Below are 26832 nucleotides of genomic sequence, written 5' to 3' on the forward strand. Positions count from 1 at the left end.
GTCAGCCCACCTGCACGGGCGGTCCCGCGATCAGCAGCACCACGAAGACGACGACCACGGCGACGACCAGCAGCACGAGGGCGAGGACGAGGTGCCCGAGCATCCAGCGCAACAGGCGGTCGAGGGGACGTCGGTCGCGCGGGTCGTCGGTCGCCGTGCGGCGCCAGGCACCGGCGAGGAGGCCGCGGCGGTCGATCCAGCGCTCGACGGGCAACGAGGCGAACGGCACGACGGCGCTGGCGAGGGCGGCCAGGGTCACCCCGCCCGACCAGCGCTGGTTCACTGCGACGACAACGCCCGCGACGAGGTACGCGAGGAACACGAAGCCGTGGATCGGCCCGGCCACGCTGACCGGCCAGTCGCCGACCCCCACCGCGTACTTGAGGATCATGCCCGCGATGAGCAGCGACCAGGTCACCACCTCGGCGACGGCGAACGAGCGGAAGAGGGTGCGAGGCGACACGAGCTGCTCCTGGTGAGGGGCCGACGGGGACGCGTCCATGCTCGCAGCCCCCTGCTGAGCGCCGGCCCTGCCCGCTCGCCCTGGTGACTCGGCCACGCGGCCCTGCCCGCTCTACGCGGCCACGCGGCCACGCGGCCACGCGGCCCGCGTACCCCTCCGGCTGGGTGCCGGCCCGCGCCTCCTCGGTTGGATGGGTCCCATGACGACACTCGCGATCATCGGTGCAGGCAAGGGGCTCGGCGCTGCCGTGGCCCGACGATTCGGCGCGGAGGGCTTCAGCGTGGCCCTCATCTCCCGCCACCAGGGCAGGCTCGACGCCCTCGCGGCCGAACTCGAGGCCGACGGCGTCACGGCCCGGGGCTTCACCGCCGACGTGCGCGACGCGGCGAGCATCGCCGCCGCGCTCGAGCAGGCGACCGAGCAGCTCGGACCGATCCAGGTCATGCAGTACAGCCCGCTGCCCCAGAAGGACTTCATGCGTCCCGTGCTCGAGACCATGCCCGCCGACCTGGTCGGTCCGGTCGAGTTCTCGATCTACGGGCCGGTCGCAGCCGTGCACCAGGTGCTGCCCGGCATGCGGTTCCTGCCCGACGGCGGCGGGTCCATCCTCTTCGTCAACGGCGGCTCGGCCGTCACGCCCGGCGCGAAGGTGACGGGCACCTCCATCGCCTTCGCCGGGCTGACCGCCTACGCACAGCTACTCCACGACGAGCTCGCCGGCGAGGGTATCCACGTCGGTCAGCTGATCATCCCCGGCGGCATCGAGCCCGAGAGCAGCGACAAGAGCCCGGAGGCGCTGGCCGAGTTGCTCTGGCAGCAGCACGTCACGCGCGGCGACTTCCGGACCACGGCGCCCGAGAAGGGCACGCCCGCCTGACGCCCGGCGTTCGGGTGGGGGCTGGAGCCTCCGCCGGACAGCCATGAACCCCGTTTCGAACCATGCACCCGCTTTCTTCTGGGTTCATGGTTCGAAACGGGGTTCTTCGCTGGTCCCGTGGGGGCGGGGCCAGCACAACGCGGGCCCGGGTCAGCACAGCGCGGCCCGGGCCAGCAGCGCGCGGCCTCAGACGCCGCCGAAGCGCTCGGTGCGGACGCGGGTCGGCGCGTGCCCGAGCTCGACCAGCCAGCCGGCGACGACCGCCACGAACGAGTTCGCCCCGCAGACGTAGACCAGCGGATGCTCGGACACGGGCAGCACGAGCCGCTCGAGTTCGTCGCGGGTGAGCCGGCCCGCCGGCCGCGCGTGCCCCTCGGGAGCGGTGCGGCTGAAGACCCAGTCGACCACGAGGGGCGCCCCAGGCCCGGTCGTGTCACGAGCCGAGGAGGCGCGCGCGGCCTCGTCCAACTCGCCGACGTACCACCGCGAACCCGGGTCGCGCACCGAGGCGAGCAGACGCATCGGGGGTGCGTCCCGGCCTCGGGCCCGCACCATCGCCATCAGCGGTGCGACGCCCGACCCCCCACCGATCAACTGCACGGGGGCGGCCGTCGGCGGGGTCGCCCCCTCGGGCTCGGGCAGCACCGCGTGGACGGCCGAGTCGGGCTCGAACTCGGTCGGCGGCCAGACGAACCAGCCGCCGATCGGGCCGCGCACCTCGATCGGATCGCCGGGTTCGGCCGCGTCGACCAGGTAGGGCGAGACCTCACCGTCGTCCAGGCGCTCGACGGTGACCTCGATCTGCGGGACCGGGCCCGCGCCTCCCGCGCCTCGCACGCCGTCGGGGCCACCGGAGGCCCGGACGTCGCTCAGCGAATACGACCGCACGGCCGTGTACCCGTCGTCCGCGGTCAGCCGCAGGTCCACGTGCTGGCCGGCTCGCGCGGGCCGGAGGCCGGGCACCGCGAGGGTCAACGACCGGGCCCGCGGCGTCTGCGCGACCGACGACACGATCGTGGCGGGCAGCCAGGCGTACGGATCACCCGCGGGGTCGAGCCCGGCGACGCCGCCGACCCCGGGGTCGGGAACGGGGTCGCTCACGCGTACCGTTCTTCCTTCCACGGGTCGCCGTGCGGGTGGTAGCCCATGCTCTCCCAGAAGCCGCGGCGGTCGGTGGCCATGGTCTGGATGCCCTGCAGCCACTTCGCGCTCTTCCAGAAGTAGAGGCCGGGCACGAAGAGGCGCGCGGGGCCGCCGTGTTCGGCGTGCAGCGGCTGGCCCTCGTAGGTGTCGACCACCCAGGCCTTGCCCCCGAGCAGCTCGCCGAGCGGCAGGTTGGTCGTGTACCCGCCGTGGCTGGTCGCCATCGCGAACTCGTGCGTGGTCTCGAGGCCGTCGAAGAGGGTGTCGAGCGAGACGCCCCGCCAGTGGGTGCCGAGCTTCGACCAGCTCGTGACGCAGTGGATGTCGGTCTCGATCGCCTCGTGCGGCAGGGCCTGGAAGTCGGCCCAGGTGAGGGAGCGCTGCCCGGTCTCGGTGGCGACCTGGAGCTCCCACCGCTTGATGTTCGGCGTGGGGCCGGCCGACAGGACCGGGAACCCGCTCTCGAGGTACTGCCCCGGGGGCAGTCGCGGGTCGGCCGCGCGTCGCCTGCCGAAGCCGGTGAATCCTGCCATGGTGCGCCTCCTCGGGGTGGAGCGGGGTCGTTCGCGGGTGCGTCGTACGCCCGTCAGCCTACGCACGACCCCCGACGGCGCCGGGCCCCGAGGCTGCGTCCGCGCTGGGAGAACGTTGACCCCGGCATGGGTGGAGGTCGTACGGTGGATGCAGGTCAATTCGAAAGGACCCCACATGGCTGAGTACACCCTGCCCGATCTGCCCTACGACTACTCCGCTCTGGCGCCGCACATCAGCGCGAAGATCATGGAGCTGCACCACTCCAAGCACCACAACACGTACGTCACCGGTGCGAACACGGCCAACGCCGCCCTCGCCGAGGCCCGCTCGACGGGTGACCTGGCGAACGTCAACAAGCTCGAGAAGGACCTCGCCTTCAACCTCGGCGGCCACGTCAACCACTCGATCTTCTGGACGAACCTCACCCCCGAGACCAGCGAGCCCACCGGCGACCTGCTCGAGGCCATCGGCCGCGACTTCGGCGACCTCGAGAAGTTCAAGGCCCACTTCACCGCCACCGCGCTCGGCGTGCAGGGCTCGGGTTGGTCCGTGCTCGCGTACGACGTGCTCGGCCAGCGCCTCAGCGTCTTCCAGCTCTTCGACCAGCAGGGCAACGTGCCGTTCGGCCTCGTCCCCCTGCTGATGCTCGACGTGTGGGAGCACGCCTACTACCTCGACTACCAGAACGTGCGCGCCGACTACGTCAAGGCCTTCTGGAACATCGTGAACTGGAGCAACGTCGAGGCCCGCCTCGCCGCCGCGACGACCAAGACCGACGGTCTCATCACGCTCTAGCCCCTCCGGCACCACCACGCCGACGGCGCGTCCCCACCCGGGGGCGCGCCGTCGCCGCGTCCCCGGGGGCCCGACGGCTCGTCCCCACCCCGGCGCGTTCGTCCTCAAGGATGAAAACCCCGCAGGAGGCGCGCGCGGCCGGTCGACGACGCCTTACGGTCGTCGACATGGACACCATCCCCGACGACCTGCGCACCTGGGTGCCGCGCCTCGCGGCCCCCGTCGCCGCCGCGGTCTTCGTGCTGCTGTGGACGATCGCCGAGGCCGGTCGGGGCGAGATCGTCGAGAACGTCGTCCTGTTCGGGCTCTTCGGCCTGGCCGTCGGCCTCGCGGTCTGGATGCCGTGGACGTCGATCGGCCTGATGGTGACGATCCCGGCCCTGCAGCTCGCCGGCTGGGTGCAGCCCCCGACGGACACCACCTGGCCGACGTACCTCGCCCTCGCGTTCGTGGCGTTTTTCGCGGCGTTCGCCCGCTCGGTCGCCGTGCGGCTGGTCGCCCTCGCCGCCGCCGGCCTCGCGTCGGGACTCGCTGCGATCGCCATGGCCGTGCCCACCCTCGCGCGTCCGTACGTCTGGTCGTCGTGGGTTGGCGGCGGCCAGGGCACGAAGACCGACGTGATCACCCTGGCGGCCTCGCTCTTCGGTGCCGCGGCCGCGGCCTGGGCGGTCGGCATCTTCCTCTCGAGCGTGCTGCGGGTCCGCCGCATCGGGCAGGTGCTCGAGCGCACCGAGACGCGCTTCCACGAGACGGACTTCGAGCTGCGCCTCGCCCACGACCGTGCCCGGATCTCCCGTGACGTGCACGACGCCCTCGCCCACTCGCTCGCGGTGATCGTGTCGCAGGCGCAGGGCGCCCTCGCGTTGTCGGCGACCCGTCCCGAGGTCGTCGAGCAGGCGCTGCGCACGATCGCCGACGTCGGCCGCACCTCGTTGGTCGACGTGCGGCACCTGGTCGAGCGCATCCAGCAGGACGCCGACGACGTGACGCCTCGCGAGACCCTCGCCGACCTCGACCGACTCGCGACGACGATGCGCGACGTGGGCATGACCGTCACCCTGCGGCACCTCGGCGACGCCTCCGAGCTGTTGCCCTCGCAAGAACTCGCGGTCTTCCGCATCGTGCAGGAGAGCCTCACCAACGCCCTCAAGCACTCCGGCTCGTCGAGCACGGTCGACGTCGCCCTCGACTGGCGGGGGCCCGGCCTCGCCCTGCTGGTGACGTCCTCGGGCGACGACCCGCTCGTCGCCGCCCGCCGCGGCACCGGCCGGGGCACCGGCATCGCCAGCATGACCGAACGGGCGCGGCTCGCCGGTGGCTGGCTGACGGCCGAGCTCGGGGACGACGGCGTCTTCGTCGTCACCGCCTTCCTGCCGACTCCCGAACCGATCGGACTCCTGCAGTCCTGGACGGAGCAACCCGCATGACCGACGTGACGACCGCGACGACGCGCACCGCGCCTCCTGCCCTCGTGAGGGTGGTCGTCGTCGACGACCAGCCGCTGTTCGCCTCCGGGCTGCAGATGCTGATCGAGGCGCAAGCCGACCTGGTCTGCGTGGGCACGGCTGTCGACGGGGCGGCCGGACTCGCCCTGGTCGAGCGTGAGCGACCCGACGTCGTGCTGATGGACCTGCGCATGCCCGTGATGAACGGCCTCGAGGCCACCACGCGCATCGTGGCGGCGGCCGGCACCGACCCCGACTCGGCCCCGCGCGTCGTCGCCCTGACCACGATCCAGCGCGACGAGGCCGTGTTCAGCGCGTTGAAGGCCGGGGCCTACGCGTTCCTCACGAAGGACGCCACGCCCGACGAGGTGCTGACGACGATCCGCGCGGCGGCGGCCGGCGAGCCCGTCCCGACCACGGCCGCCGCTCTCGACGTCGTGCACGCGTTCGCCGTGCCGACCCCGTCGCCGAAACGGCGGACCGAACCGCTCGAGGTGCTCTCGCCCCGCGAGCGCGAGATCTTCCTGCTCGTGGCACGGGGCCTGAGCAACGCCGAGATCGCCGAGAGCGCGTGGCTGAGCGAGGCGACGGTCAAGAGCCACGTGCGCGCCGTGCTGCAGAAGCTCGGCATGCGCAACCGCGTGCAGATCGTCGTCTTCGCCTACGAGAACGACCTGGTGGGCCCGGCCCGCGACGACGAGGGGGCCACGCGATGACCGACGAGAAGAACGTCCCGACCCGCGACGTTCCGCCCCGCGGAATCTCGCCTCGACAGCGACGCGCGAAGCGGGTGACGCTCGCAGCCGTGGTCGCGGTGGTCGCCGGCGTCGTCGCCTACGGCATCCCGGCCAACGCCGCCTACGCCCTGCCCGACCTCCCCGAGAAGGACGTCGACGCGTGGACGATGCCGCTCGACCGGTACGTGCCGGTCGGCGAGACCTCGTCGTCCTACGCCCTCCTGCTCGTCGCGCAGCAGTGCATGGTCGCGGCCGGTCACGACGACTTCGTGGTGCCGTGGCGGGACGTGGCGGCGGGCGACCGGGCGGGCGAGCTGTCGATGAACGGCTCGCTGCGCCTCCGGGCCTTCGACCTCGCGACGGCCGAGACCCGTGGCTACCACGCCCTGTCGGTCATCGACGCAGGGGCGGCCGCCTGGTCCGAGTTCTCGTCGCAACCCTGGACGACCGAGAGGTCCGCCCGGTTCGACACCTGCGTGCAGCGCGCCCGCGGGACGGTGCCGTCACTGGACGACTACTCGAACCGCACCCAGTCGCTCGTCCGCCTGAACAACGCCGCGTTCGAGGGGGCCCGTGACGACCCCACGGTGACCGCGACCTGGGACGACTGGCGCGGGTGCATGCAGGACGCCCGGGTGGGCGACGTGGCCTCCGACCCGTCGGGCATGCCGACCCTCGAGATGGCCGACCGGTTCGAGACGCTCGACTCGAGCACGTCGCCGACCGACGACGAGATCGAGATCGCGACGGCCGACGCCCGGTGCCGTGAGTCCTCCGGCTACCGCGACGCCCTCTACGAGGCCGAGTGGCAGCGGCAACTCACCGTGCCGCACGACGACGGCGAACTGCTCTCCGGGATCGACACGGCGGCCCTGGCCGCGGACAACGCGGAGATCCGGCGGGTGCTGGCCGAGCTCACCCCACCACGGCCACCGTACTGACCCGCCCCCTCCTCGAGGGACTGGGAAACCGGTCGGCCAGTATCTAAACTGGGTCCACAGAGGACACGTCGGGGGACGGGGGAACATCCGACGGCCTGATCAGCGGGGGCAACGAGCTGGTCAGGCCTTCGTGCCCGGGGGCCACGACGGTCGGCAGCACGAACGCCCACATGTCGCGCAGCCGGTCGAAGAGGTCGGCGCGGCCGGTCAGGGCCTGCGACACGATGTGCACGCCGGCGTACGACCCGACGACGAAGCGGGCGACGCTCTCGACGTCGGTGTCGGCCCGGAAGTCGCCCTCGGCGACCGCGCGCTCGACGAGCCCCGAGATCTGGGCCTGCCAGTCGAGGTACGGGTGCTCGACCCGGAGGTCGCGGCTGGGCGACTGGGTGGTCAGCCGGATGCCCGCCGTGACGAGCACCTCGGTGGTGAGCTGCGTGGCGAGTGACGCGCACGAGAGCATGAGCGCCTCGGCACCGCTGCCCGCGGTCTCGGACACCCGGTCGGCGTAGGCGCGCGAGAGCGCGTGCTGCTCGGCGATGACCGCGTTCGCGAGGTCGGCCTTCGAGCGGAAGTGGAAGTAGAGCGCACCCTTGGTCACGGTGGCGGTCTCGGCGACGAGGTCGAGCGAGGCCTCGCTGTAGCCGTGCTCGTCGAAGACGACGGCGGCCCCTCGGATGATGGCGGCGCGGGTCGCCTGGGCACGTTTCTGCTGGGGCATCGGGTGGGTCTCTCCTGCGGGTCGAGACGGTGCCCCTGCGAGGCACCGCACGGCCGCCCCCCGCCGGCCGCTGCACACGTTACCGGGGCGACCTGCGCCACCCCGACAGCCGCCGGGGTACGCGCAGCAGGGCGTTTCGGGGTACGACCGACCGGTCCGCCTGCGGCTCGTGACGTCGCGTGCCGCGCATGGTCACGGCGCGCTAGCGTGCGGGCATGACGCTCAGCCTCGTGCCCATGCCCACCTCCCGCCTCGTGCCCTGGATGCGACGCTCGACCGCCGAGTACGAGAAGTCCCGCGTGCTCGCCGGCGAGACCCCCGAGCAGGCCGCCGAGGCCGCCCGACGCTCGTTCGGCGAGGCCTTCCCCGACGGGGCACCGGCCGAGGGCCACCTCGTCTACGACGTCATCGACGACGCCCGACCGGGTGAGCCCGTCGGCATCCTCTGGATCGCACCCCGCGTGCCCGGCTCGTCGGACTGGTGGGTCTTCGACGTCGAGATCGACGAGGCCCACCGCGGCGCCGGACTCGGCCGGGCGACGATGCTCCTCGCCGAGCAGGCCGCCGCCCGTCACGGCGCCGAGACCCTCGGCCTGAACGTGTTCGGCTACAACGAGGTCGCCCGCCACCTCTACGAATCGCTCGGCTACGAGACGACCGCCGTGCAGATGAAGAAGCCCGTCACCGCCTGAGGGGCGACCCGGGAGGCGCGGTGTCGGTCTCGGGGACGGGCACCGGCTCGGGCGGGGCGACCCGCGCCTCCTCGGGGTCGCCGCCTCCGGACTCGGGGTCGCCGTCCACGGCGCGGGCCCTGGGCACGCGGCTGGCGTAGAGCACGCCGCCGACCACCGCGATGCCGGCCACGAGCTCGACCAGGTCGGGCACCTCGCCGAACGCCAGCCACGAGGCCAGCACGCCGACCACGGGCACGAGCATCGAGAACGGTGCGACGGTCGCCGAGGGGTAGACCGAGAGCAGGCGCGTCCAGATGCCGTAGCCGACGACCGAGGCGATCAGCACGAGGTAGAGCAGGCAGAGCACCGACGGCAGCGCCTCGAGCGTGAAGACCGTGCCGAGGCTCTCACCGATGCGCTCGGGGCCCTCGACGACGAACGACAAGGCGAGCATCGGCACCGGCGCGACGATCGACATCCACAGCGTCAGGTGCATCGGGTTGGGCGGCGCGGCCCGTCGGACGGCCACGTTGCCGATCGCCCAGCCGAGCGCACCGCACAGCGTGAGCACGACCGGGAGCAACGCGGCGACCTGCGACCGGTGCCCCGCGATGACGACGAGCCCCACCACGGCGATGCCGATGCCGATCGCCTGCCGACGGGTGATGCGTTCCCGGAGCCAGAAGCCGGCGATCACGACCGTGAACGGCGCCGACGCCTGCAGCACCAGCGAGGCGAGACCCGAGGGCATGCCCGCCGCGATGCCGAGGTAGAGGAAGGCGAACTGCAGCATGCCGAGGGTGGCCCCCACGAGCAGGAGGCGCGACCACGGGATCGCCGGACGCGGCACCAGCAGCACGGTCGGCACCGCGAGCAACGTGAAGCGCAACGCCACGAGCAGGAACGGCGGGAAGTGCTCGAGGGCGATCGCGGTCACGGGGAAGTTGATGCCCCAGCAGACGGCGACGACGAGGGCGAGGAGGCGGTCACGGACGGTCACGTCTCCATCGTGGCGTGCCGGACCGTTCAGGACCAGCGCAGATCCCCGCGTGCACTTTGTAGGCTGCCTTCATGGACCTGTCCCATCTCGACCTGCTGCGGGAACTCGCCGACCGCGGCAGCGTCACCGCCGTCGCGACCGCCACGCACCGCTCGCCCAGCGCCGTGTCGCAGCAGCTGAAGACGGTGCAGCGTCAGCTCGGGGTCGAGCTCGTCCGTCGCGTCGGCCGGGGCGTCGTGCTCACGGAGGAGGGCCGGGCTCTGGCCCGGGCGTCGGTCGGGGTCGCGACCGCGGTCGCCGAGGCCCAGGCGGCGTTCGACGCCGTCCGCGGAGGCACGGGTGGCGTCGTGCGGGTGTCCGTCTTCGCCTCGGCGGCCGAGCTCCTGCTGCCCGGAGTGCTGCACCGCATGCGGTCGCACCCGGGCATCGAGCTCGACGTGGCCGACCGCGACGTCTCCGAGGACGAGTTCGCCCCGCTGACGGCGGACTTCGACGTGGTGCTCGCCCACCGGTCGGACGGCGTGCTGCCGCCGGGCCGAGCATCGACGACCGTCGTGTCGCTGCTGCGCGAACCGCTCGAGGTCGCCCTCCCCCTCGGCCACCGACTGGCCGACCGCAGTCGGGTGGCCGTCGACGACGTCATCCGCGAGCCGTGGATCGGGGTGCCGGAGGGGTACCCGATCGACCGCGTGCTGGTGGCGATGGCCCTGCAATCGGGCGTCGCGCCCGAAGTCGTCCACCGCACGGTGCACCTGCCCCTGATCGAGAACCTCGTGGCGGCCGGCCACGGGGTCGCCCTCGTCCCGCGCCACACGTCGGCCTCGCGGGCGCCCGGCCGGTTCCACCTCGCGACGCTCGAGAACGTCCGCGCCGGGCGCCACCTCGAGGCGCTGATGCGACCCGACCGGGCGGCCCGGCCGGCCGTCCGCACCGTCGTCGACGAGATCCGGGCCGAAGCCGCGTCGATCTGACGAACCGATGGACAAGGCGCGAAGTCTCCTCGCCGTCTTGTGACATGGACCTCTCGGACGTACAATTTCCTGTACTCAGGAGGCACGATGAAGACACTCACCTATTCCGAGTCGCGGGCGAACTACGCAGCGACGCTCGACGCGGTCATCGACGATCGCGAAGAGGTCGTCATCACCCGCGCCGGGCACGATCCCGTCGTGCTCGTCGCGCTCGACGACTACGAGTCGCTGAAAGAGGCGGCCTACCTCTTGCGCAGCCCGGCCAACGCGCGGCGCCTGCTCGGCGCGATCGAGCGTCTGAGCGAGGGTGGCGGGAGCGAACGAGAACTGCACGGATGAGGATCGTCTTCGACGACGACGCCTGGGACGACTACGTGTACTGGCAGACGCAAGACCGGAAGGTGCTGAAACGCATCAACACCCTGATCCGCGACATCGAACGCAACGGGAACGAAGGCATCGGCAAGCCCGAGGCCCTGAAGCACGGCTTCCACGGATTCTGGTCTCGCCGCATCACCGACGAGCACAGGCTGGTCTACAAGGTGACCGAGACGGACGTCCTGATCGCGCAGTGCCGCTACCACTACTCGAGCTGAACCCGGGTCGTCAGCGGACGCCCTTCGACGCGAGGAAGACCACGGGATCGGTCGCGACGCCGCCCTGCCGCACCTCGAGGTGCAGGTGGCAGCCGGTCGAGCCGCCCGAGGTGCCGACGCCGGCGATGTTCTGGCCGGCCGCGACCTGCTGGCCGACCGAGACGTAGATGCCGTTGCGTTCCATGTGGGCGTAGGCGCTGCTCACCCCGCCGCCGTGGTCCACGACGATCAGGTTGCCGTAGCCGCTCGACGGCCCGGCGTAGCTGACGCGACCGGCCGACACCGAGTAGATCGGCGTGCCGCAGGAGGCCCCGAAGTCGGCTCCGGCGTGCAGCTTGTACTCGCCCGTGATCGGGTGGATGCGGTAGCCGTAGGCCTGGTACGAGCTGAACGCGCGGATGGCGGCGACCCACCCGGTGCCCGGGTCGGGCACGGTGACGCCCGGGCCGGGACCGCCCGTGCCCGGCGCGACGGGGCCCGTGCCACCACCCGCGGCGGGAGCGGGACGCGCGGCGGCGGCAGCGGCCGCAGCCGCGGCCGCCTGTGCCTGCGCGTAGGCCTGCTCGAGCGTCATGCGGTCGTCCTCGAGCAGGGCGACCTGGGCGGCGAGGGTGGCCTTCTCGTCGTCGACGGCCGCGAGGTCGGCCTCGGCCGTCACGCTGGCCGCGGCCGCCTCGTCGAGTGCGGTCTGCGCGTCGGCCGCGAGCCGGTCCCGCTCGGCGAGCGCCACGGCGGCCTGGTCGGCCAACGAGGTCGCGAGGTTGTCGGCGGCCTGGGCCCGCTCGCGGAGGCGGCCGATGTTCTCGGCGAGCTTGCTCGACAGGCTCAGGCTCTTGAGGATGTCCTGGGCGCCATCGCCGGCGGCGAGCAGGTCGCCCACGGTGCCCCCACTACCGGGGCGGGCCATGAGGACGGCGGCCTGACCGACGACCTGTCGAGCGGAGTCGGCGGCCTCTCGGGCCTCGGCCCGCCGGGCTTCGAGTTGCTCGTGTCGGGCGGTGGCCTCGTCGACGGCGGCCTGGGCCTCACCCAGTACGCGGCCGGCCTCGTCGGCCGAGGTACGGGCGGCGTCGGCACGGGCCGACGCGGCCTCGAGCGCGGTCTGCAGGTCGGCGAGGGCTTTCTTCTTGGCCGACTCGTCGTCACGGGCGGCGAGGACGGCCTGCCAGGTCGGGGCGGCCGCGGTCGCCCGCTCGGGGAGGAGGAGCGCGGCGAGCAGGGCCAGCGCGACGAGGCCGGCGACGGCCGGCGTGCGACGGAGCTGGCCGCGGGAGGGAACGGGGCGGAACGAAGGGGGAACGGGGCGGACCGAGTGGTGCATGGCTCTCTGTCTGTCAGGTGCGCACGACCCGTCCGGTGAGGCCGGGGGTGCGCCGCGGTGCAGGGGCGTCCGCGCTCGGGCCTCGCGGACCACCCACACTACCGAGCGGGCCGGGTCGGAACCAGCGCGGTCACCCGGCACCGCGCCTCCTCGGGGTGGCCGACGCCCTGGGGAGGAGACGTCGACGCGGCGCGGAGGCGGTGATCGCTGCGCCGATCGCGGCGCGGAGGCGGTGATCGCTGCGCCGATCGCGGCGGCGGTCCCGGTGCCCGCGAGGTACGGCCGTGTCCCCCTTTCGGCCCCTGTGCCCCGGCCGGCATCCGTGGTCGACTGTCCCTTCCACCACCGTCGGGGCAGCTCCCCGAGTGCGCCGAGAGAGGCGCAGATGGCATCGTCCCGACCGGCCCGCACCACCCTCGGCCTGATCGCCGCGGCCGCCGTCGTCCTGCTGACCGCGTGCTCGTCGGGCGACGCCACCCGTCCGACGCCGACGGGCGCACCGGCCACGCCGACGCCGACCCCGACGTCGCAGGCGACCCGGGTGACGCCCGAGACGATCCGCACGGCTCCGTCCGGCACGGTGTTCCACGGGGGCATCGCGCTCGAGCCGAACTCGCTGGCGATCCGGGCCGAGGCCACGCTGAGCGCCGACGGCGAGATGGACGCCGAACGGGCCGCGGCCCTCATCGCGGAGCGCCCTGTGGCGATGTGGATCGGCGACGGCTACGACGACGCCCAGCTCGTGAAGGTGATCACCGACTACCTGGCCGCCGCCGAGGACCAGGGGGCGACGCCCGTGTTCGTCACCTACGCGATCCCCGACCGGGACTGCGGCAACTACTCGGCCGGCGGCTTGTCCGTCGAGCGCTACCCCGCCTGGAACGCGACGATCGCGGCCACCCTCGCCGGGCACCGGGCCGTCGTCATCGTCGAACCCGACTCGCTCGGCATCCTGAGCCGGTGTCCTCAGCTGGCCGACACGCGCCTCCCCCTGCTGAAGCAGGCCGTCGCCGACTTCGCGGCCGCCGGCGTGCCCGCCTACCTCGACGGCGGCAACTCGCACTGGGTGCCGCCCGAGGTGATGGCCGAGCGGCTCGAAGCGGCGGGCGTCGCCCAGGCCCGCGGCTTCTTCACCAACGTCGCGGGCTTCTACCCCGTGGGCGACGAACAGCCCTACGCCGAGGAGGTCGCGGCGATGACGGGCGGCAGCCGCTACGTGATCGACGTGTCCCGCAACGGCCGCGGCTGGAAGGGGACGTGGTGCAACCCCGAGGACGTCGGCCTCGGCCAGGACCCCCGCGTGGTGTCCGACGACGGCCGCCTCGACGCCCTGCTCTGGGTCAAGACGCCGGGCATCAGCGACGGCACCTGCAACGACGGCCCCCCGGCCGGTGAGTGGTACCCGTCGTACGCCGAGATGCTCGTCGACCGCCGCCCCGAGTGGGCCCGCAGCTGACGCGCGGTCGGCCGGCCCGCCCCGGGACCGCTCAGCCCAGGCGGGCGCGCAGCAGCTCGAGGAACTCGTCCGCCATCGCGAGCTGACGCTCAAGCTTCGCGCGACGCTCGACGGTCTCGTCGATGAACGCCGCCAAGGAGGCGCGGGTCGCCTGCCCGCGCCCGTCGCCCTCGTCGCCCGCCCCGCCGTCGAGGGCGTCGACGACCCGCAGCAGTTCAGCCATCTCGTCGAGGCTGAACCCGAGCGGCTTCATGCGTCGGATCACCATGAGCCGCAGGTAGTCGTCCTGCGTGTAGAGCCGGAATCCGCCCTCGCTGCGGCCCGACGGCGTCAGCAGACCGACCTCGTCGTAGTGGCGGATCGTGCGCAGGGACATCTCGGTGCGCTCGGCCAGCTCGCCGATCTGCATCGTGGCGGTCTCGTCGGGCATGGGATCTCGTTTCATCTCTACCCTCACGTAAGGGTAGGGTTGCATCGTACGGCAGTGTCGCCGACTCCCCATTCTTCCGCACACCCCAGGAGTCCTCCGTGACCACTGCCCACGACTCCGACCGCGCGCGCCCTGAACCCGCCGCGCGGTCGGTCCTCCCCGTCCGCCCCACCGACACGGTGCTGTCCGTGTTGCGCAACCCGCGCCTCCTGACCCGCGAGGCCCTGGCCGGCGTCGTCACGACGCTCGCGCTCGTGCCCGAGGTCATCTCGTTCTCGGTGATCGCCGGGGTCGATCCGATGGTCAGCCTCGTCGCGTCGATCGTGCTCGCGCTCGTCATGTCGGTGCTCGGCGGACGGCCGGCGATGGTGACCGCCGCCGCGGGCTCGGTCGCCCTCGTCATCGCGCCGCTGGTCCGCGAGCACGGCACCGACTACGTGCTGCCCACGGTCGTGCTGGCCGGGCTCGTGCAGCTCGCGTTCGGGCTCGCCGGCCTCGCCCGGCTGATGCGCTTCATCCCCCGCTCGGTCATGATCGGCTTCGTCAACGCGCTCGGCGTGCTGATCTTCGTGGCGCAGGTGCCGCACATCATCGACCAGCCGTGGGTCGTCTACCCGTTGTTCGCCCTGACCATCGCGATCGTCGTGCTGCTGCCGAAGGTGACGAAGGCCGTGCCGGCGCCGCTGGTCGCCATCGTCGTCGTGACGGTCATCGCCGTGGCCGCCCGCCTCGACGTGCACACCGTCGGCGACGAGGGCCCGATGGGCGGCGGCCTGCCCGGCCTGACCCCGTGGCTCGCCCCGTTCACCCTCGAGACGTTGCAGATCATCTGGCCGACCGCCCTCAGCGTCGCCTTCGTCGGCCTGATGGAGACCCTGCTGACCGCGAAGCTCGTCGACGACCTCACCGAGACCCCGTCGCACAAGGGCAAGGAGTCCTGGGCGCTCGGCGTCGCGAACATCGCGGCGGGCTTCTACGGCGGCATCGCCGGCTGCGCCATGATCGGCCAGACCGTCGTCAACGTGAAGATCGGGCGGGCCCGCACGCGGGTGTCGACCATCGCGGCGGGGCTCTTCCTGCTGTTGCTGGTCACCGGGCTGAGCGCCGTGATGTCGACGATCCCGATGGTGGCGCTGGCCGCGGTCATGATGATCGTCGCGATCACCACCGTCGACTGGCACTCGCTGAAGCCGTCGACCCTCCGCCGCATGCCCGTGCCCGAGACACTGGTCATGGTGGTCACGGTCGCCGTGGTCGTCGCGACGAACAACCTCGCCCTCGGCGTCGCGGTCGGCGTGCTCCTCGCGATGGTGCTGTTCGCCCGCCGCGTGGCCCACGTGATCACGGTCGAGCGGCACGTGACGCCGGCCCCCGCGGGCGCCGCCGTCACCTCCGACACCGGCACCGGCACCGACAGCGACAGCGACAGCGACGGCGACGGGCTCACCCCGAGCGCCGGAGGCGCGGGTGCCGTCGTCGACGGACCCTCGGCCCCCGAGACGGTGCGGTACGACGTCGTCGGCCCGCTGTTCTTCGGCAGCAGCAACGACCTCGTCGAGCACTTCTCCTACGGAGACGACCCCGCGACGGTCACCGTCGACCTGTCCCGCGCCCAGGTGTGGGACGCGTCGAGCGTCGCCGCCCTCGACTCGGTCGACGAGAAGTTCCGCGCACACGGCGTGACGGCGACGTTCGTCGGGCTGGACGACCGCAGCGAGGCGTTCCACGGCCGACTCACCGGCCGCCTCGGGTAGCGGGTCCGCAGCACGGGCACGGGCACGCGACACCGCGGCTGCCGCGGGGCGGGCGGACGGCGCAACCCCGGAGGCGCGGGTCGTCAGATCAGGATGTCGGAGCGGCAGACGCCGCCGAGCCCGAGGGACGGCTCAGCCGTCGATGCGGACGAAGTGGTGCGCCTGGTTCCAGATCGGGCGGACGTCGACGAAGCCGCCGGGCTTCGGGGCGTCGAGGATCATGCCGTTGCCGGCGTAGATGCCGTCGTGGGCCAGGTTGTCGAACACGACGAGGTCTCCGGGGACCGCCTCGGACTCGGGGATGGTCCGGCCCTCGGTGTTCTGCGTCGGCACGTAGTGGGTCAACTCGATGCCGAACTGCGCGTAGACGAACGTGATGAGGCCCGAGCAGTCGAACTTCGAGGGGTCTTCACCGCCGTGCACGTACGGCGTGCCGATGTACTGCAGCGCGACCGCGAGCACCTGGTCGCGGTCGAGTTCGGGGTAGAGCGGGTTCGCGAGGTAGTCGGCCGTGGTCGGCCCCTCGTAGGTCGTGTTCGCCGCGGCCTTGCGGTTCTGCAGGTTCTGCGTCACGACGTCGACCATCGACGTGGCCGAGTAGGCGTCGCGGGCGGTCTCGTCGGACTCGTCGGTCAGCGAGGCGGTGTCGACCGACAGCGTCTGCGAACCGAGCGACGACCGCGCCGTCGCACCCACGGCGACGGCCTGGGCCTCGTCGCCGGTGGTCGCGAGCAGGGGGAGGACGCCGCTGGCGGCGAAACCGACGATGGCGGTGACGATGGAGAGCTTCTTGACGGCGGTGCCGACGCTGCGCGCCGCACCGGGGCGGCCGGCGGCCGCACGGGTCGGCGACGCGGGACGTGCGGCCACGACCGCGGCACGGCGAGCACGGCGCGACGGACGGGCAGGTGCCGGGTGGCCGGTGGACGAGGAGGCGCGGGCCGCGTCCTCGGGACGAGCGGCGGCGCTGGCCGTGGCGGACTCTTCGAGACCGAGCAGGGGGCCGGTCTGAACCGGCGCGTCGGCGCGTCGGGGTCGGACGCGCGGGGCGACCGAGGCCTCGGCGGCACCGACGAGGGCGGGGCACTCGACGAAGGACTCACGGTGCGAGGTGGGGAGGACGTCCCGTCGGGCACGGCGTTCGCGACGCTCGAGGGCGAGGCGGGCCGAACGCTCTCCGAGCGGACGCGCACCGGTCGAGCCAGCCTGACCCGCAGGACGCTGACCAGCACTTTCGACGTGACCAGCCGTCGCGCCACCCTGATCCGGAGAGGTCGGGGAGGCGGGCTTCGTCACGCGTGCGGTCCTCTCGTCTGGGGGTGGTGCGAACACTCGACCCTAGCGCGCATCATCCTCGAGGTGTAGTTCTCGTCGGAAAAAGATCACGAACAGGTCACGAGGCCAGGCGGGCATCACTCGTCGGATGACGGCGGCTCACCCGGCCCGGACGATGAGCCCGGGTCGCCTCGGCGCCGCTTGAGCTCGCGTCGCAGGGCCCGCCGTTCGCGCCAGCTCGGGGGCGGGGGCGGCACGGCCGCGGCCTCGGCGGCCCGACGCGCCTGGCGCCGCTCGTGCCACAGCAGCACCTCGCCGTCGACGTCCCGCGTGGGCGTCACGACCGGCGGGCCACCGGACAGCTGGCGCCTCGCCTCGACGATGCGCGCGTTGAAGTCGTCGAGGTGCGACCGCACGGCGGCCTCGGAGCGCAGCCGGTCGAGCTCGGCGTGCAACCCGGTGCTCTCGGCCCGCAACGACAGGGCCGGAGGCGCGAGCCCGGTGAGCCCCTCGCGTTCGATCAGGCCGCGCAGCCACCAGTCGGGGTCGACCGTGCCCGCCGCCAGCCCGGGCAGCGGCTTGCCGGCGAGCGGCAGGTCGTCGAACTCGCCGCGGGCGATCGCCAGGTCGATGGCGGTTCGGGCCCAGGCTCGCATCTCGGCCGCCGTGCGGGTGTCGCGAGGCGCGTCGTCGCTCGGCACGTCGCCGTCGACCCGGTAGCGGGCCGCGTCGACGCGGTGGTCGCGACCCTGCGGTCGTCGTTCGGGTTCTCGGTCCATGGCGCCGCGCCTCCTGCGCTCGTCGTGGGGCGGCGGACGGTGCCCGACCGTCGCTCCTGTTCGTTCGTGCTCTTCGGGGTTCGTGGCGTCGAGGGTACGCCGCACCACCGACGGTGGCCGGGCCTACCCTGGAGGCCTCGCCCGCCGTCCGAGGAGGCCCGATGCGCGACGCCGCCCCACCCGCCCCCCGCACGATCTCTGCGGCGTACGTCCTGTGGATCGTCGTGGTCGCCCTGGCCGTCGTCGGCGCCGTCCTGCTGATGCTGTTCGGGGGGCCCGCACGGGTGTCGACGTCCGGTGGGGCCCTGGCGAACCCGCGAGGGGCCGACATCGCCGGTGGGGTGTTCGCGATCGTCGTCGCCCTCGTGCAGCTCGCCGTCGTGCGGTCGATGCGCGACGGCCGCCGCTGGGCGCGCACCGTGTTGCTCGTGCTGACCATCCTGCAGGTGTTGGGCGGCGTGAGCGGGGCGAGCGGCGGCGGGGTGCTCGAGTGGGCGTCCGTCGTCAGTGCCCTGATCGCCTGCCTGCTGATGCTCGTGCCGCCGTCGACGGCGTTCTTCGAGCGGCACGCCCGCTAGGCGTACCGGCCCCCGCGACCTCTCGAGGAGGCGCGGGTCGTCAGGTCAGGAGGGGCGGATCGTCAGGTCAGGAGGCGCGGGTCGTCAGACCGAGCGGCCCCGTCCCCGGGCGCGCAGCACGTCGACGACGACCGCGCCGACGACGGCCCCGGCACCGAGCAGGGCGAGCACGGTGCTCGACCGGACGAAGTCCGAACGGCGACCGCGGGGCAGGCGCCCGGCGGCGAGGTCGTGGAGCAACTGGCCGGACGCCGCGAGGCAGGCGGACTCGGCCGCGGCGTCGTGCAGGGACCAGTCGGGCACGGAGACGTCGCCGATCACGCTGACGTCGCCGTCGTCGGCGTCGAACCAGACGTCGATCGGCGCCCGCCGTGGGCCCGTGATCGTCAGCACGCGCGACTGCCAGCCGGCACGACGGATCGCACCACCCGGCACCTCGTCGCCGACCCACGAGTGGACGACCCGCAGGCGTCCGCTCTCCTCCGCGGCGGCCAGGTCGAGGGCACGCCGCAGCCGGTCGACGAACGGCGGACGCTCGGGTTCGGGCAACGAGATGGTCGGCAGGCCTCGGTACATGCCGACAGTGTGCCCCGCTCGCCTGGACGCCGCCGCACCCGCCGGCCCCGCCTCCACCGTCGCCGGCGTCGACGCCCGCCAGCCCGCCAGCCCGCCACGAACTAAACTGCCCGCCACGCAAAAAGGTGGCGGCATGTTTACCTCGTGGCGGCGAGGGCAGGAGGCGCGCTGCAGTTCGCCATCTCGCACGACGCCAGGAAGTGGTCACCGCGCCACGACCAGTCCTGGCGCGGTGTCCATCTCGTGGCGGCGAGCGCAGGAGGCGCGGGTCGGCCGGCACCCGCCCCTTGCGGACCGGCGTGGGCACGACCTACCGTGGCGGGGTATCCCGTCGCGAGAGCAGGCACCGGTGCGGCCGACACACCGGCCGGTCGACCGCCCTCGCGGGCACGGGGGCCCACCGCACAGAAGGCAGAGCGTTGCGTCTCATCACCGGTACTGCGCCCCTCGCGCAGCAGTCGCCCTCGCACTGACGCCACTCCCGCCCGCCCCGTGAACCGGGCGCCGCCTCGCCCGAGGCGCCGCGCCCCCTGCCGGGTCGCTCCCCCGCCGCAGCCGACCTCGGTCGCCGGCGAGGGAGGGGTGGTCGTCGTGCTCCGACACCATCCACCGGGAGCCCTCGTGCCCACCACCACACCTTCCATCGTCCTGTCCGACCTCTCGTTCTCCTGGCCCGACGGCTCGGGGGTGATCGACCACCTGTCGACCGCGTTCGGTCGTGGCCGAACCGGCCTCGTCGGCGCGAACGGCGCGGGCAAGTCCACGCTCGTCCGGCTCGTCACCGGCGACCTCGTCCCCACCGGCGGACGCCTCACGACCACCGGCGAGGTCGACCTGCTGCCGCAACGGCTGCAGTCCCGCGCCGGTGACACCGTGGCGGACCTGCTGGGGGTCGGCCCGCGCCTCCTCGCCTTGCGGGCGATCCTCTCCGGCGACGCGACCGAACGGCAGTTCGAGCTGCTCGCCGACGACTGGGACGTCGAGTCGCGCGCCGCCGCGGCCCTCGCCGACGTCGGGCTGGGCCACCTCGACGGCGGCACCGGCACCGGCACCGGCTCCTCCACCGTCCTCGACCGCCCGGTGTCGACGCTGTCCGGTGGGCAGGCCGTGCTCGTCGCCATCGCCGGCGTGCGGTTGCGGGGTCGGCCGATCGCCGTGTTCGACGAACCCTCGAACGACCTCGACCGACGATCTCGCGGCCTGCTGCTCGACGTGGTCGACCGCTGGCGTGGGACCCTCGTCGTCGTCAGCCACGACCGCGAGCTGCTCGAGCACGTGGACGAGATCGCCGAGCTGCGCGACGGCTCGATGACCGTGTTCGGCGGCACTTGGTCGGCCTACGAGCAGCAGCTCGCGGTGCTGCAGGCGGCGGCCGAGCGCGACGTCCGGGCCGCCGAGCAGGTGTTCAAGGCCGAGCGGAGGCAGCGCATCGAGGCCGAGACGACCATCGCGCGGCGGGCCAAGGCCGGAGCCAAGGCCGGCGAATCGATGCCGAAGATCATGGCGAACCAGCTGCGCGGCCAGGCCGAGGCGACGGCGGGCTCGCTGCGCAGGGCGCACGCGTCGTCCGAGCAGGAGGCGCGGGTCGCGGTCGACACCGCCGAACGCCGCCTGCGTCGTGACGACACGATCGTGGTCGACCTGCCGGACCCGGCGGTCCCGGCGTCCCGGCGCCTGGCCGAGCTGACCGTGCGCGGCCGCACCGTGGTCGTCCAGGGGGTGGAGCGCATCGCCGTCGTCGGCGACAACGGGTCGGGCAAGACGACGCTGCTCGAGCAGCTCGTCGGCGCGCCGGACGCGCGGCCGCACCCGCTGCCCGACACGCACGCCGTCGCCCTGACCGCCCGGGTCGCCCACCTCGGGCAGAAAAAGGACTCGCTCGACGACGGACTCACGGTGCTCGAGAACGTGCGGCGGGCTGCACCGGAGGTTCCCCCGCGCGAGGTGCGCAACCGTCTCGCGCGGTTCCTCGTCCGGGGAGACATCGTGGACCGGCTCGCCTCGACCCTCTCGGGCGGCGAGCGGTTCCGGGTCGCGCTGGCCGGACTGCTGCTCGCCGACCCTCCGCCCGAGCTGCTGGTGCTCGACGAACCGACGAACGACCTCGACATGGCGAGCACCGACCACCTGCTCCAGGCGCTGCGCGGCTACCGCGGGGCGCTCGTGATCGTCAGCCACGACGAGGCCTTCCTCAAGTGGCTCGGGCTCGACGCCAGGGTCCAGGTCCGCTGAGGCCCGGGCACCCGCCCGCCAGCCCGCCGTCCCGCCCTCGCCGCCAGCCCGCCGCACGACGCCAGGAAATGGTCACGGCACCACGACTAGTCCTGGCGCTGTGACCATTTCCTGGCGGGGAGCGCGGGAGGCGCGGCGCGGGCCGGACGGGCGAACACAGGAGGCGCGGGTCGGCCCGCCGACGCAGCCCGCCCCCGTCACACGCTTGGCACGGCGGCCCGCAGGCAGTTGACTGTGTCCACCCGTCCGGCCCGCACCGCCGGCACCCCACAGCACACCCGTTCCCGGAGGTCCCGCCTCATGCCCGTCCACCCCGCCACGTCCGCACGCCCGGCAGAACGCCTCGGGGCCGCCCGCCTCGGGGACCGCCCGTCGTCCCGCCTCCGTCACCCGCGCCTCCTCGGGGTGGCCGGCGGCCTCGCCGGTCTCGCCCTGCTCGCCGGCTGTGCCAGCGCTCCCGCCGAGGGCGGCGGCAGCACCTCCGCCGCGGGCGAGGACTGCGCCCGGATGGTGACGAACTCGGGCGGGCTCGACGACCGCTCGTTCAACCAGTCGAGCTGGGCCGGCCTGCAGAAGGCCGAGAAGGAGGACGGCATCCAGGCCCGCGTGCTCGTCTCGACGACCGAGAACGACCTGGCCCCGAACGTCGCGCAGGCCGTCGACTCGGGCTGCGGCTTCGTGCTGACGGTCGGCTACGAGCTCGCTCCCGCCACCGAGGAGCAGGCGGCGGCCAACCCCGACATCGACTTCGCCATCGTCGACGAGACCGTCGAGGCCCCGAACGTCAAGCCGATCCTCTTCGACACCGCGCAGGCCTCGTACCTCGCCGGCTACCTCGCGGCGGGCGTCAGCAAGACGGGCAAGGTCGCGACCTTCGGCGGCGGCAACCAGCCCCCGGTGACCCTGTTCATGGACGGCTTCGCGGACGGCGTCGACGCCTACAACGCCGCGCACGGCACGAGCGTGCAGCTGCTCGGCTGGTCGAAGGAGGCGCAGGACGGCTCGTTCACCGGCGACTTCGAGGACGTCAACAAGGGCAAGCAGCTCGCCCAGGCGCTGATCGACCAGGGTGCCGACGTGATCATGCCGGTCGCCGGGCAGGTCGGCGAGGGGGCGGCGTCGGCCGCACTCGCCACGGGCGGCGTCGACGTGATCTGGGTCGACAACGACGGCTACGACACGTTGCCGGCCGAGTACCGGCCGATCGTGCTGACCAGCGTCTTCAAGGACACCGAGAAGGCCGTCCAGCAGATCGCCGTCTCGTCGACCGACGACTCGTTCACCAACGAGCCCTACGTCGGCACGCTCGACAACGGCGGCGTCGGCCTCGCGCCGTTCCACGACCTGGCGTCGTCGGTCAGCCCCGAGCTGTCGGACGAGCTCGACGCCCTGCGCGACCAGATCGCCAGCGGAGCCGTGACGGTCACCTCGCCCAGCCAGCCGTAGGCCGGGCCCGGGCTCGGGCTCGGTCCCGGCAGCGACCCCTGCCGCTCCGCCGAGTGGGCAGAAGATGCTCTTCAGCGCGAGCCGAGCAGCACCTTCTGCCCACTCGCGGGCCAGGACGAGGAGGCGCGGGTCAGGAAGCGACGGAGGTCGCCGCCCGGGCGGCAGCAGCCCGGGCGGCCGCGGCCCGCACGGCGGCGACGACGCGGTCGGTCGTCATGCCGCGCTCCCGCAGCGCGTCGGCCGCGGGGGCCGACAGGCCGAACTCGTCGATGCCGACGACCACGCCGTCGGGGCCGGCGACGCCCTCCCAGCCGAAGCTCGCGGCCGCCTCGACCACGACCCGGGCCGTCACCGCGCGGGGCAGCACCTGCTCGCGGTACTCGGCGGACTCGGCGTCGAACCATTCGCGGCAGGGCATCGACACGACGCGCACGGCGAGGTCGTCGATCCGCGCGACGGCCTCGAGCACGAGGGCGACCTCGCTGCCCGTGGCGACGACGACCACGTCGGGCGCTCCGGCATGGGGCGCGCCGGCATCGGTCGTGCCGGCGTCGGTCGTGCCGGCGCCCGCAGCCGCCGCCGCAGCACCGCCGTCCTGCACCACGTAGGCCCCGCGGCGCACACCCGCACGCACCACGTCGGCGGGGGTCGCCGCGACCGGCAGCGGCTGGCGGGCCAGGACCAGACCGGCCGGGCCGTCCTTCTCGAGGATCGCCAGCCAGGCGGCGGCGGTCTCGGCGCCGTCGGCCGGGCGCACGACCGAGAACCCGGGCATCGCGCGCAGGCTCGCCAGGTGCTCGATCGGCTGGTGGGTCGGCCCGTCGGCGCCGAGGGCGACCGAGTCGTGCGACCAGAGGTAGGTGACCGGCAGCTGCATCAGCGCCGCCAGCCGGATCGCCGGGCGCTGGTAGTCGCTGAACACGAGGAACGTGCCGGCGAAGAACCGCGAGCCCTCGATCAGCGCGATGCCGTTCATGGCCGAGGCCATCGCCCCCTCGCGCACGCCCCAGTGGACGTTGCGACCGGCGCGGCCGGTGCCGGGGGCCTCCTCGGGGAGGTACGACGCGCCTCCTGCGATCGCCGTGCGGTTGGGCTCGGCGAGGTCGGCCGAGCCGCCCCACAGCTCGGGCAGCGCCTCGGCGAGCGCCTGGATGACCTTGCCGGACGCGTCGCGGGTGGCGAGCGTGTCGCCGGGAGAGAAGACGGGGAGGCGCGACCCGAGGTCCGCGGGCAGGGTGCGCGACCGCGAGCGGCGCAGCTCGGCGGCGGCCACGGGGTGGGCGGCCTCCCAGGCGTCGGCGGCGACCTGCCAGGCCTCGCGGGCGGCCCGGCCCCGCTCGAGCACGGACCGGGTGTGGGCGAGCACGGCGTCGTCCACGGTGAAGGGCTCGGAGACGACGCCGAGCTCGACCCGGGTCGCCGCGACCTCGGCGGCACCGAGCGGGGCACCGTGCGAGGCCGAGGTGTTGCGGGCGTTCGGGGCGGGCCAGGCGATCTGCGACTTGAGCACGACGAGGTGCGGGCGGTCGCCCCGGCGGTCGGTGGTCGAGAGCACCTCGTCGAGGGCCTCGACGTCGACGTCGCCGTCCGGGGCGAGTCCGACGTGGTCGACGCGCCAGCCCTGCGCGGCGAACCGGGCGCCGACGTTCTCGCTCGAGGTGAGGCTCGTGTCACCCTCGATCTGGATGTCGTTGTCGTCGTAGACAACCGTCAGGTTGCCGAGGCGGTGACGTCCGGCGAGCGCACCGGCCTCGTACGAGAGGCCCTCCTGCAGGTCGCCGTCGGACGCGAGCACGAAGACGCGGCGGTCGAAGACGGACTCGCCGGGGGCGGCGTCGGGGTCGTTGACGGCACGCTCGTGCAGCATCGCCATCGCCATGCCGACGGCCGTGGCGAGGCCCTGCCCGAGCGGCCCGGTCGTGGTCTCGACGCCGGGGGTGTGGCCGAACTCGGGGTGGCCGGGGGTGCGCGACCCGAACGACCGGAACGCCTTGAGGTCGTCGAGCGACACGTCGTAGCCGGTGAGGAACAGCTGCGTGTAGAGCAGGACGCTCGCGTGTCCGCAGCTCAGCACGAACCGGTCACGGCCGGCCCAGTCGGGTGCCTGCGGGTCGTGCCGCAGGTGCTTCTGGAAGAGGAGGTGCGCGACGGGGGCCAGCGCGGCCGCCGTCCCCGGGTGTCCGGACCCGGCGCGCTCGACGGCGTCGAGGGCGAGCAGGCGGGCGGTGGTGACGGCGGCGTCGTCGAGGTCGTGGATCACGTGGGGGGCTCCGGTTCGGGGAGGGGCGGGCTGGGTCTCCGACGACCGTAGCGTCAGTCATCAGGACGTCATGATGAATCAAGACGACTGTCGACTTGCACCGGTGGTCGGCGAGACGTACCCTCGTCGAAGTCATCATGACGACTTGACGACCTGACGACTCGACGACCTGACGTCGTCGGGCGGGCACCACCCACTTCAGCAACGGCGCGGAGGCACCAGATGAGCACCACGAGCGGCACGAGCAAGTACGTGGCCGTGCGCGAGCACCTGCTGTCCCGCATCCAGAAGCTCGAGCCCGGGTCGCAGCTGCCCGCCGAGCCCGTCCTCTGCGACGAGTACGGCGTCAGCCGCATCACGCTGCGGCACGCGGTCGACGGCCTCATCGCGGACGGCCACCTGGTGCGCGAGCACGGCCGGGGCACCTTCGTCACCGAGCCGCAGTACCGCCTGCACTACCGCGAGCGCTTCGCCGACGAGGTCAAGGGCTTCCACGCGCAGCAGACGGGAGAGGGCTTCGCGGTCAGCACCCGCGTGCTCGACCAGAAGGTCGTCCGGGCCGGCGAGACGGTGGCGAGCCACCTCGACATCAACTCGGCCGACGAGGTCGTCGAGCTGACCCGCCTGCGCTTCGTCAACGGCTCGCTGCACCACCTCGTCGTGACCTGGTTGCCGCACGCGCTCTTCCCCGAGACGGCGACCGTCGACTTCACCGACGGCTCGCTCTACGGGCACCTCGACCGCGAGCACGGCGTGACGCTCGCCCGACAGGACCTGCTCGTCTCGCTCGACGGGGCCAGCACCCTCCACGCCGACGAGCTCGACGTCCCCCTCGGGACGACCCTGCTGAAGATCGCGTCGACCGTGTTCGACGGCGACGAGCGGGCCGTCGCGTACGGGACCAGCCACTTCACCCCGCAGAACAGCGAGATCTTCTTCGGCCTGCACGGCTGACCGACCGGGCGCGCCTCGCCCGCCGAGCCGCGCCTCCTGAACCCCCTCCCGACCCCCATGACCACCGACGCCCGTCCCGACGCCGACGTCACCGACCCCCACCAGGAACGACAGTGCTGACCGACCTCCTCACCCCCGAGACCATCCTCTTCGCCGACCGCGTCGACGGCTGGCGCGACGCCGTCGAACGCGTCGCGCAGCCCCTGCTCGACAACGGCGCCATCAGCAGCCACTACGTCGCGGCCATGACCGACTCCATCGCCGCGGGCGGCACCTACATCGACCTGGGCTTCGGCATCGCCCTCGCGCACAGCCGGCCCGAGAACGGCGTCGAGCGCACCGGGCTCTCGAGCCTGCGCGTCGGCGAGACCGTGCTGCTGAACGACGACGCGGCGCACCCGATCGACCTCTTCTTCTGCCTCGCCGCGACCGACCCCCAGAGCCACCTCGACACGATGATGGCCCTCGCCACCCTGCTCTCCGACGAGACGCTCCGCGCCGAGCTGCTCGCCTCCTCCACCCCCGCCGACACCCTGGCGGTCCTCACCAAGATCGGACAGAACGCATGAAATTCCTCGCCGTCTGCAGCTCGGGCCTCGGTTCGAGCTTCATGGTCCACATGAACATCGAGAAGGTCCTCAAAGAGCAGGGCATCACCGGGGTCGACGTCGACCACGCCGACCTCGGCTCGGTCGGCCCGGGTGCCGCCGACGTGATCTTCGTCGGCGCCGACCTGGCCGACTCGGTCGGCGGCCTCGGCGACGTCGTGGTGCTCGACAGCATCATCGACCTGGCCGAGCTGCGCACCAAGGTGCGCGAGACCGCCGTGCGCAAGGGCGTGACCGTGCCCGACGCCGGGGCCAACTGATGGAGG

General features: G+C 73.1%; 28 protein-coding genes. 17 read left to right on the forward strand and 11 right to left on the reverse strand.

The genetic code is table 11. The features are described from left to right. Position 1: 1 nt before the first annotated feature. Positions 2 to 463 (reverse strand): DUF3817 domain-containing protein, encoded by a 462-nt coding sequence (locus ACVJ1F_RS06460; RefSeq protein ID WP_235452366.1) that lies wholly within the window; start codon positions 461 to 463, stop codon positions 2 to 4. Between the two features lie 199 nt (positions 464 to 662). Between ACVJ1F_RS06460 and ACVJ1F_RS06465 the strand changes: the two genes are divergently transcribed. Then, entirely contained in the window at positions 663 to 1340 is a 678-nt protein-coding gene (locus ACVJ1F_RS06465) for an SDR family NAD(P)-dependent oxidoreductase (protein ID WP_456885349.1), read from the forward strand. 186 nt (positions 1341 to 1526) lie between these two features. On the opposite strand, the gene ACVJ1F_RS06470 is transcribed toward ACVJ1F_RS06465, so the two are convergent. After that, entirely contained in the window at positions 1527 to 2441 is a 915-nt protein-coding gene (locus ACVJ1F_RS06470; protein ID WP_456885350.1) for an oxidoreductase, read from the reverse strand. Then, positions 2438 to 3016, reverse strand: a complete 579-nt coding sequence (locus ACVJ1F_RS06475) for a molybdopterin-dependent oxidoreductase (RefSeq protein ID WP_056044367.1) — start codon at positions 3014 to 3016, stop codon at positions 2438 to 2440. The genes ACVJ1F_RS06470 and ACVJ1F_RS06475 overlap by 4 nt, the downstream gene beginning before the upstream one ends. 175 nt (positions 3017 to 3191) lie before the next feature. On the opposite strand from ACVJ1F_RS06475, the gene ACVJ1F_RS06480 reads away from it, so the two are divergent. From ACVJ1F_RS06480 to ACVJ1F_RS06495, 4 genes are all read left to right on the forward strand, one after another. After that, the gene (locus ACVJ1F_RS06480; RefSeq protein ID WP_055976080.1) at positions 3192 to 3812 is read left to right on the forward strand and encodes a superoxide dismutase; all 621 of its coding nucleotides are present in this window, start codon (positions 3192 to 3194) and stop codon (positions 3810 to 3812) included. 167 nt (positions 3813 to 3979) lie between these two features. Next, positions 3980 to 5239 carry a sensor histidine kinase gene (locus ACVJ1F_RS06485; protein ID WP_402752627.1) on the forward strand — a complete coding sequence of 420 codons (1260 nt, stop codon included), beginning with the start codon at positions 3980 to 3982 and terminating at the stop codon, positions 5237 to 5239. Further along, a complete protein-coding gene (locus ACVJ1F_RS06490; RefSeq protein ID WP_456885351.1) occupies positions 5236 to 5973 on the forward strand; it encodes a response regulator in 738 nt (245 codons plus the stop codon). The genes ACVJ1F_RS06485 and ACVJ1F_RS06490 overlap by 4 nt, the downstream gene beginning before the upstream one ends. Beyond that, the gene (locus ACVJ1F_RS06495) at positions 5970 to 6935 is read left to right on the forward strand and encodes a hypothetical protein (RefSeq protein WP_456885352.1); all 966 of its coding nucleotides are present in this window, start codon (positions 5970 to 5972) and stop codon (positions 6933 to 6935) included. The genes ACVJ1F_RS06490 and ACVJ1F_RS06495 overlap by 4 nt, the downstream gene beginning before the upstream one ends. A gap of 43 nt (positions 6936 to 6978) precedes the next feature. Here the strand turns inward: ACVJ1F_RS06495 and ACVJ1F_RS06500 are convergent, their stop codons facing one another. After that, entirely contained in the window at positions 6979 to 7656 is a 678-nt protein-coding gene (locus ACVJ1F_RS06500; RefSeq protein ID WP_456885354.1) for a ScbR family autoregulator-binding transcription factor, read from the reverse strand. Positions 7657 to 7871: 215 nt separating this feature from the next. On the opposite strand from ACVJ1F_RS06500, the gene ACVJ1F_RS06505 reads away from it, so the two are divergent. Further along, entirely contained in the window at positions 7872 to 8348 is a 477-nt protein-coding gene (locus tag ACVJ1F_RS06505; protein ID WP_054145054.1) for a GNAT family N-acetyltransferase, read from the forward strand. On the opposite strand, the gene ACVJ1F_RS06510 is transcribed toward ACVJ1F_RS06505, so the two are convergent. Further along, entirely contained in the window at positions 8338 to 9330 is a 993-nt protein-coding gene (locus ACVJ1F_RS06510; protein ID WP_456885355.1) for an EamA family transporter, read from the reverse strand. The two genes, ACVJ1F_RS06505 and ACVJ1F_RS06510, sit on opposite strands and share 11 nt — an antisense overlap. Positions 9331 to 9401: 71 nt before the next feature. On the opposite strand from ACVJ1F_RS06510, the gene ACVJ1F_RS06515 reads away from it, so the two are divergent. The 3 genes from ACVJ1F_RS06515 (at position 9402) to ACVJ1F_RS06525 (ending at position 10897) form a co-directional block, all read left to right on the forward strand. Then, positions 9402 to 10301 carry a LysR family transcriptional regulator gene (locus tag ACVJ1F_RS06515; RefSeq protein ID WP_456885356.1) on the forward strand — a complete coding sequence of 300 codons (900 nt, stop codon included), beginning with the start codon at positions 9402 to 9404 and terminating at the stop codon, positions 10299 to 10301. 87 nt (positions 10302 to 10388) lie between these two features. Next, positions 10389 to 10640 carry a type II toxin-antitoxin system Phd/YefM family antitoxin gene (locus ACVJ1F_RS06520; protein ID WP_054145051.1) on the forward strand — a complete coding sequence of 84 codons (252 nt, stop codon included), beginning with the start codon at positions 10389 to 10391 and terminating at the stop codon, positions 10638 to 10640. Continuing rightward, entirely contained in the window at positions 10637 to 10897 is a 261-nt protein-coding gene (locus tag ACVJ1F_RS06525) for a Txe/YoeB family addiction module toxin (RefSeq protein WP_277960247.1), read from the forward strand. The genes ACVJ1F_RS06520 and ACVJ1F_RS06525 overlap by 4 nt, the downstream gene beginning before the upstream one ends. Before the next feature lie 10 nt (positions 10898 to 10907). Here ACVJ1F_RS06525 and ACVJ1F_RS06530 read toward each other — a convergent pair whose 3' ends face one another. Beyond that, positions 10908 to 12218, reverse strand: a complete 1311-nt coding sequence (locus ACVJ1F_RS06530) for a M23 family metallopeptidase (protein WP_456885357.1) — start codon at positions 12216 to 12218, stop codon at positions 10908 to 10910. Positions 12219 to 12603: 385 nt separating this feature from the next. Between ACVJ1F_RS06530 and ACVJ1F_RS06535 the strand changes: the two genes are divergently transcribed. Continuing rightward, on the forward strand, positions 12604 to 13674 hold the full coding sequence (locus ACVJ1F_RS06535; RefSeq protein WP_456885358.1) for a glycoside hydrolase family 6 protein: 1071 nt from the start codon (positions 12604 to 12606) through the stop codon (positions 13672 to 13674). Between the two features lie 31 nt (positions 13675 to 13705). On the opposite strand, the gene ACVJ1F_RS06540 is transcribed toward ACVJ1F_RS06535, so the two are convergent. Further along, positions 13706 to 14104: a MerR family transcriptional regulator gene (locus ACVJ1F_RS06540; protein WP_456885360.1), complete on the reverse strand. Its 399-nt coding sequence runs from the start codon at positions 14102 to 14104 to the stop codon at positions 13706 to 13708. Between the two features lie 98 nt (positions 14105 to 14202). On the opposite strand from ACVJ1F_RS06540, the gene ACVJ1F_RS06545 reads away from it, so the two are divergent. After that, on the forward strand, positions 14203 to 15858 hold the full coding sequence (locus tag ACVJ1F_RS06545) for a SulP family inorganic anion transporter (RefSeq protein WP_456885362.1): 1656 nt from the start codon (positions 14203 to 14205) through the stop codon (positions 15856 to 15858). Between the two features lie 132 nt (positions 15859 to 15990). Here ACVJ1F_RS06545 and ACVJ1F_RS06550 read toward each other — a convergent pair whose 3' ends face one another. Both ACVJ1F_RS06550 and ACVJ1F_RS06555 read right to left on the reverse strand, forming a co-directional pair. Continuing rightward, positions 15991 to 17154 carry a C40 family peptidase gene (locus tag ACVJ1F_RS06550; protein WP_456885364.1) on the reverse strand — a complete coding sequence of 388 codons (1164 nt, stop codon included), beginning with the start codon at positions 17152 to 17154 and terminating at the stop codon, positions 15991 to 15993. Between the two features lie 116 nt (positions 17155 to 17270). Continuing rightward, entirely contained in the window at positions 17271 to 17912 is a 642-nt protein-coding gene (locus tag ACVJ1F_RS06555) for a DnaJ family domain-containing protein (protein ID WP_456885365.1), read from the reverse strand. A 161-nt stretch (positions 17913 to 18073) separates the two neighbouring features. On the opposite strand from ACVJ1F_RS06555, the gene ACVJ1F_RS06560 reads away from it, so the two are divergent. After that, positions 18074 to 18490, forward strand: a complete 417-nt coding sequence (locus ACVJ1F_RS06560; RefSeq protein WP_056227869.1) for a hypothetical protein — start codon at positions 18074 to 18076, stop codon at positions 18488 to 18490. An 84-nt stretch (positions 18491 to 18574) separates the two neighbouring features. Here the strand turns inward: ACVJ1F_RS06560 and ACVJ1F_RS06565 are convergent, their stop codons facing one another. After that, complete coding sequence (locus ACVJ1F_RS06565) at positions 18575 to 19066, reverse strand: hypothetical protein (RefSeq protein WP_043596472.1); 492 nt, start codon at positions 19064 to 19066, stop codon at positions 18575 to 18577. Between the two features lie 621 nt (positions 19067 to 19687). Between ACVJ1F_RS06565 and ACVJ1F_RS06570 the strand changes: the two genes are divergently transcribed. Continuing rightward, the gene (locus ACVJ1F_RS06570) at positions 19688 to 21298 is read left to right on the forward strand and encodes an ATP-binding cassette domain-containing protein (protein WP_456885368.1); all 1611 of its coding nucleotides are present in this window, start codon (positions 19688 to 19690) and stop codon (positions 21296 to 21298) included. 300 nt (positions 21299 to 21598) lie between these two features. Next, complete coding sequence (locus ACVJ1F_RS06575; RefSeq protein ID WP_456885370.1) at positions 21599 to 22744, forward strand: BMP family lipoprotein; 1146 nt, start codon at positions 21599 to 21601, stop codon at positions 22742 to 22744. A gap of 130 nt (positions 22745 to 22874) precedes the next feature. Here ACVJ1F_RS06575 and ACVJ1F_RS06580 read toward each other — a convergent pair whose 3' ends face one another. Next, a complete protein-coding gene (locus ACVJ1F_RS06580) occupies positions 22875 to 25004 on the reverse strand; it encodes a transketolase family protein (protein WP_456885372.1) in 2130 nt (709 codons plus the stop codon). 222 nt (positions 25005 to 25226) lie between these two features. On the opposite strand from ACVJ1F_RS06580, the gene ACVJ1F_RS06585 reads away from it, so the two are divergent. The 3 genes from ACVJ1F_RS06585 (at position 25227) to ACVJ1F_RS06595 (ending at position 26826) form a co-directional block, all read left to right on the forward strand. After that, entirely contained in the window at positions 25227 to 25958 is a 732-nt protein-coding gene (locus tag ACVJ1F_RS06585; RefSeq protein WP_056227873.1) for a GntR family transcriptional regulator, read from the forward strand. Positions 25959 to 26071: 113 nt separating this feature from the next. Then, positions 26072 to 26527, forward strand: coding sequence for a PTS sugar transporter subunit IIA (locus tag ACVJ1F_RS06590; protein ID WP_158612887.1), 456 nt, complete (start codon positions 26072 to 26074; stop codon positions 26525 to 26527). Next, on the forward strand, positions 26524 to 26826 hold the full coding sequence (locus ACVJ1F_RS06595) for a PTS sugar transporter subunit IIB (RefSeq protein WP_056044337.1): 303 nt from the start codon (positions 26524 to 26526) through the stop codon (positions 26824 to 26826). Before ACVJ1F_RS06590 ends, ACVJ1F_RS06595 begins: the two co-directional genes overlap by 4 nt. Positions 26827 to 26832 lie beyond the last annotated feature (6 nt).

The organism is Frigoribacterium sp. 2355 (assembly GCF_054060695.1).